Origin of the sequence: Winogradskyella sp. (assembly GCF_016744625.1) — a bacterium.
Classification (GTDB): domain Bacteria; phylum Bacteroidota; class Bacteroidia; order Flavobacteriales; family Flavobacteriaceae; genus Winogradskyella.
On the sequence record NZ_JADGDZ010000140.1, the window covers coordinates 1 to 5,266 of the forward strand.

Annotated in this window: 5 protein-coding genes, 2 tRNA genes and 2 pseudogenes; 6 read left to right on the forward strand and 3 right to left on the reverse strand. The window is 31.7% G+C overall.

Annotation, left to right across the window (positions count from 1 at the left end; all coding sequences use genetic code 11):
- The first annotated feature begins 197 nt into the window (after positions 1-197).
- The 6 genes and pseudogenes from QZZ53_RS16685 to QZZ53_RS17160 form a co-directional block, all read left to right on the forward strand.
- Positions 198-989 carry an HNH endonuclease gene (locus QZZ53_RS16685; protein ID WP_296386813.1) on the forward strand — a complete coding sequence of 264 codons (792 nt, stop codon included), beginning with the start codon at positions 198-200 and terminating at the stop codon, positions 987-989.
- A gap of 195 nt (positions 990-1,184) precedes the next feature.
- Positions 1,185-1,556, forward strand: coding sequence for a transposase (locus QZZ53_RS16690; protein WP_296386816.1), 372 nt, complete (start codon positions 1,185-1,187; stop codon positions 1,554-1,556).
- A 104-nt stretch (positions 1,557-1,660) separates the two neighbouring features.
- Complete coding sequence (locus tag QZZ53_RS16695; protein ID WP_296386817.1) at positions 1,661-1,942, forward strand: hypothetical protein; 282 nt, start codon at positions 1,661-1,663, stop codon at positions 1,940-1,942.
- Between the two features lie 9 nt (positions 1,943-1,951).
- Entirely contained in the window at positions 1,952-2,407 is a 456-nt protein-coding gene (locus tag QZZ53_RS16700) for an IS3 family transposase (RefSeq protein ID WP_296386820.1), read from the forward strand.
- Positions 2,408-2,496: 89 nt separating this feature from the next.
- A complete protein-coding gene (locus tag QZZ53_RS16705; RefSeq protein WP_296386819.1) occupies positions 2,497-2,724 on the forward strand; it encodes a hypothetical protein in 228 nt (75 codons plus the stop codon).
- Between the two features lie 208 nt (positions 2,725-2,932).
- Positions 2,933-3,709, forward strand: a pseudogene (locus tag QZZ53_RS17160) (recombinase family protein); the annotation flags it as partial.
- A 730-nt stretch (positions 3,710-4,439) separates the two neighbouring features.
- Here the strand turns inward: QZZ53_RS17160 and QZZ53_RS16710 are convergent.
- From QZZ53_RS16710 to QZZ53_RS16720, 3 genes and pseudogenes are all read right to left on the reverse strand, one after another.
- Positions 4,440-4,523: transfer RNA gene (locus QZZ53_RS16710), tRNA-Leu, on the reverse strand.
- Between the two features lie 47 nt (positions 4,524-4,570).
- A tRNA-Gly gene (locus QZZ53_RS16715) sits at positions 4,571-4,642 on the reverse strand.
- Between the two features lie 96 nt (positions 4,643-4,738).
- Positions 4,739-5,266: pseudogene (locus QZZ53_RS16720) on the reverse strand (DNA mismatch repair protein MutS); the annotation flags it as partial.

The following is a 5,266-nucleotide window of genomic DNA, read 5'->3' on the forward strand; positions in this document are numbered from 1 at the left end:
GTCTAATGCTTCACCGTGTATACTAATCTTATTTCTCTCTTTTGTTCTTTCTTTTTATTAGTTAAATGCAATCAATGACAAACTTAAGAAATGTATAGCGAATGAGGCGCAATTATGGCTATCCGTGAGGCGCGCCTCACTACGCCATACACAGTGGACGTTGTATGCAATAACCAGAAACACCCGAACTACCAGTTATGAGCAATGAAGAAATAACTTATTTAGTTTCAAAAAAAGTATTAGAAGGAGAAATAACTAAATCAGAAGGAATTAATCAACTTTATTCAAAAATCAATATGAATAAAGGTTCTGCAAGTATTATAATTGGACAAGTTTATCCAAAATTATTCAATGGAGTTTTATTTAAAAGAACAGTTTCTGTAGCATACTTTTCTTGTTTTTTAGAATGTATTAAAAGAGATTATGGAAACAAACAATTATCAATCTCATTATCTGGATTAAAAAAACATATTGACTACATTCTTACAACGGGAGATTCTAAAATAACGCTTAGAAAAATCTATGGAAAGTATTTAGAATTATCTAGAATTCAATTAACCAACAACCAACAAGACGAGATTGAACAAACTGAAATCATAGATTTATTCAAAGAAAAATCAAAAAATGACTTAAAGGCTGAATTAGACAATCTACCTGAATTAGAAACGGAAGAAGTCTACGTAAATCAAAAAAAATATAAACGAGATAATAAAGCTATTGCATTAATAAAATTATTGAGAAATAATGAATGCCAAATTTGCGGAAAACATATCAAGAAAAAAGACGGAACTAAATATATAGAAGCTGCACATATAAAAGCAAAAAGTGAAGGAGGAAATGAAACTCTTGAGAATATTTTATTATTGTGCCCAAATCACCATAAAGAATTTGATTTAGGAGATTTAAAGATTCTCAATCATTCTAATGAAACAATTAAATTTACTTTGAACAAAAGTAATTATGAAATTTCACTATTAATAAGTGAATAAAATTACTGCATACAACACCGTATATAAAAAATTGCTTATTTTAGGCTAAACTAAAGGTCGTTGCACGTTTGCTACGTCTGAATTTCCTTCGGAAATTCCTCGCACGCAAACCCGCAACTTTCCATATACAAGACCGTTGGCATGTAATTGCCTGCGTGTAATTTCCTGAAATAAGGCTACATAATTTTAAACATTATGTATAGAAATGACAAAGTAATTAGACGTTACAGTGAACCTTTTAAATTAAAAATTTTAGCCGAACTTACAGTCGGAAAACACACAAAGAGTGAACTTTGTAAACTCTACTCTATTGCACCTACAACAGTAAATGTGTGGATTAAAAAGTATAATCGTAAAGACTTAATGAACACCAGAGTAAAAGTGGAAACTAAAGACGAAATATCTAGAATTAAGGCACTTCAAAAAGAGATTGAACAGCTTAAAAAACTACTACTTAAAAAGGATCTCGATGCTATGGTAGAAGAATCCTATTTAGAAGTAGCTGCTGAAGATTTAGGTTATAAATCTATTGCCGAACTAAAAAAAAAGTTAAGTATAAAGCCTTAATCAAAGCTAAAGAGAAATCTAAGGGATTTGCTTCTCTAACGACTATAACTTATTGTTTTGGACTTAAACGTGATGCGTATTATAAATACAAATCTAGAGCTGATATGCGTTTAAAACTAGAACAACAGATTTTAAACATTGTTAGAAAAAGACGCAAATCCCTTCCTAGAGAAGGTGTGCGAAAACTTGTAAAATCATTAGATATAGATTTTACTAAAGCTAACATTAAAGTGGGTAGAGATACTTTATTTAATCTGCTTAGAAAACACAGAATGCTAACACTTAGAAGAAAAACCAGTACAAGAACAACCAATTCGTATCATCGTTTTTATAAATACAATAACATTATAAAAGACATAGAAGTTACTAGAGCTAACCAAGTTTGAGTTAGTGACATAACTTATATTAGAACCGTTAAAGGCTTTTGTTACTTGGCTTTAATTACAGATATGCATTCTAGGAAAATAGTTGGTTATGATATTAGTGATAGCTTAGAATTGAAAGGTTGTGTAAGAGCACTTAATAAGGCAATATATCAAGCTAAAAACATTAAACAACTTATTCATCATTCAGACAGAGGAATTCAATATTGTAGCAATGTATACACACAAATACTCAAAAGAAAAAAGATAGATATTAGTATGACCGAAGAAAATCATTGTTATGAAAATGCAATGGCTGAACGTGTAAACGGCATCTTGAAAGATGAATTTTATTTAGACCAAACCTTTGATAACGTGAGTCACGCAAAGAGAGCTGCAAAAAATGCAATTAATTTATACAATGAAGTAAGGTTACATTTATCTTTAGATTATAAAACACCAAATATGGTATATAAAGTATCAGCTTAATTCAATTTTAACCTGTAGCCATATTTCAGGACAAGACACACTCAAAGCACTTTGGCTTATATTCTCCCTCAGAGATTAAGATTTTAAACATGCTAAAATCTAGAGACTTTGATAAAATTATCATCCATAAAAACAATGACAACCAAATAACTATCGAGAGTAGTTCCAATGAACAGGTATTGGGACAAGCTGCAGTAGATTTAAGAAAAGTATTAGGCCTCAAGGAATATCAACGTGCTGAGGTTATATACAGAAACAATAAACATTTAGTGGTTAACAATACCATAAAACAAAAAGTAGACCTAGGAAACCCCTAGCTCATAATCCTCCAAAAGTTATATAACAAGTATTGAAAGCTTCTTATAGGCACTATTGGAAAACATGAATTTTAATGATGCAAAATGTATTTTAAACAAAAAAAATAAAAGTCCTTATACGGACATAGAAATTAAAGAAATTATGAGTCTTTTAGAGGTTATATCAGACATGATGTGCCACAATTTAACCCATTTAAACAGTTAAGCTATGAAGAATGTTGTTTTATACGTAAGAGTATCTACTGATGAGCAAGCAGATAAAGGGTTCTCTCTAAGAGATCAAGAACAAAAACTTTTAAACTATTGTAAACTAAACAATCTTAATGTATTTGAACTGTTTAAAGAAGATCATTCAGCAAAAACTTTTAAACGTCCCGAATTTAAAAAGCTAATTACTTACTGCAAGAAGAACACAAAATTAATCGATAAGTTATTGTTTATTAAATGGGACCGTTTTTCCAGAAATACGATGGAGTCTTATAATATGATCAACTCCTTTAGAGATTTAGGAATTATGGTAAACGCCATAGAACAGCCCTTGGATTTATCTGTCCCAGAACAAGGACTGATGCTAGCTGTTTATTTGTCTATGCCAGAGGTTGAAAATCACAGACGGTCTTTAAACGTAAAAGCAGGTATGAGACGTGCTTTCAAAGAAGGGCGTTATGTAGTTTCGCCTCCAAAAGGGTATAGTATGGGTAGAGATGATAGTAAAAAGCCTATTCTAATACCTAATCAGGATGCTGTGTTCATCCAAGAGGCCTTTGAATTAATGGCTTCTGGCATATACTCACAAAAGGAAGTATTGGGACAATTGCTCAAAAAAGGATTCAAGACAAGTAAATCAGCTTTTGCACGTATTTTAAGGAATCCGATTTATTGTGGGGATATTTATATTAGCGCCTATGAAGATGAAAAAGAGATGGTCGTTAATGGTATTCATGAGCCTTTAATAACCAAAGCAATATATAAAAAAGTTAAAAGTATCATTGATGGCAAAAAGACCCAATATGGTAGAACTCATAAAAAGATAAACGATAAATCCCCCTTAAAAGATTTTGTGCTCTGTCCAAAATGTAACAATCCATTATTAGCTAGTGCCTCTAAAGGACGTTCAAAATATTATTCTTACTATCACTGTTCAAAACCTTGTAATACGAGATATAAAGCAGAAGATGTAGAAAAATGGTTCCAAAGTTTTTTAGGCAGTATCTCATTGAACCAAAACGCACAGCAATTATTATTTGCAATGATTAAAGAGCGCATAACTAATCAAACGAAACTAAACCGTTTAAGTCCCAAACATTACAACACAGTTAAAAACCTAGAGGATAAGATTATCAAGCTTCAAGATCTATATATCGATGGGGATATTGATAGGGACGGCTATTTTAAGGCAAAGGATCGCTATGAAAATATTTTCGCAGAATTAAAAGAAAAGGAAACACAGCAAAATAAAACCAAGGATATTATAAACACTTACAAAGAAGGCTTAAAAAAGCTCAATGGGATTGATTCTCTGTTTATTTCATCAGAGATAGACAACAAAAGAAAACTCTTGGGTTCAATCTTCCCTGAAAAGTTCCAATTTAAGAATCAAGAGATTCGAACCGAAGACATCAATCCGATACTTTTAAAAATTTCTAGTATTAACAAGGGTTTGAAAAGGAATAAAAAAAGGGACAAATCAAATAATTCTGATTTGTCCCATGAAGTACTGAAGACGGGACTTGAACCCGTACGTCCTAATGGACATTGGATTTTAAGTCCAACGTGTCTACCAATTCCACCACTTCAGCATCTTGATTACATTGACGTAATCAAATTGGTATATATTAATGAATAGAGCGAAAGATGGGATTTGAACCCACGACCTCCACCTTGGCAAGGTGATGCTCTACCCCTGAGCTACTTTCGCAGTTTTTAAAAGAACTATTTCGCTTTTAAAGCGGATGCAAATTTAAAATATTTCTTATAAAAGCAAAGCCTTTTTTATAAATAAATAAAAAAACTTTTAGGCTTGCTTTTTCTTTACCAACATTCGTTTGATTTCATTGAGTTTCATCAAGGCTTCAACTGGTGTTAGTGTATCAATATCAGTCTGCAAAATTTCGTCTTTTATTTCTATTAATAAAGGGTCATCTAAATTAAAAAAGCTTAGTTGCAAATCATCTTTCAGTGTTTTCACTTTATCAGTCAACTCCTCACTAGAATGTGATTTCTCTAATTTAGAGAGGATTTTATTAGCTCTTCTAATCACTTGTTGTGGCATACCTGCCATTTTTGCCACATGAATACCAAAACTATGTTCACTTCCACCTTCAACCAGCTTTCTTACAAAAAGCACATTATCTTTTAGTTCTTTTACAGCGACATTAAAATTTTTAACTCTACTAAAAGTTTCAGTCATTTCATTAAGCTCGTGATAATGTGTCGCAAATAACGTCTTTGGTTTTGCAGGATGCTCATGCAAATATTCACTAATCGCCCAAGCAATAGAAATACCATCATAAGTACTAGTTCCTCTTCCTATTTCATCTAA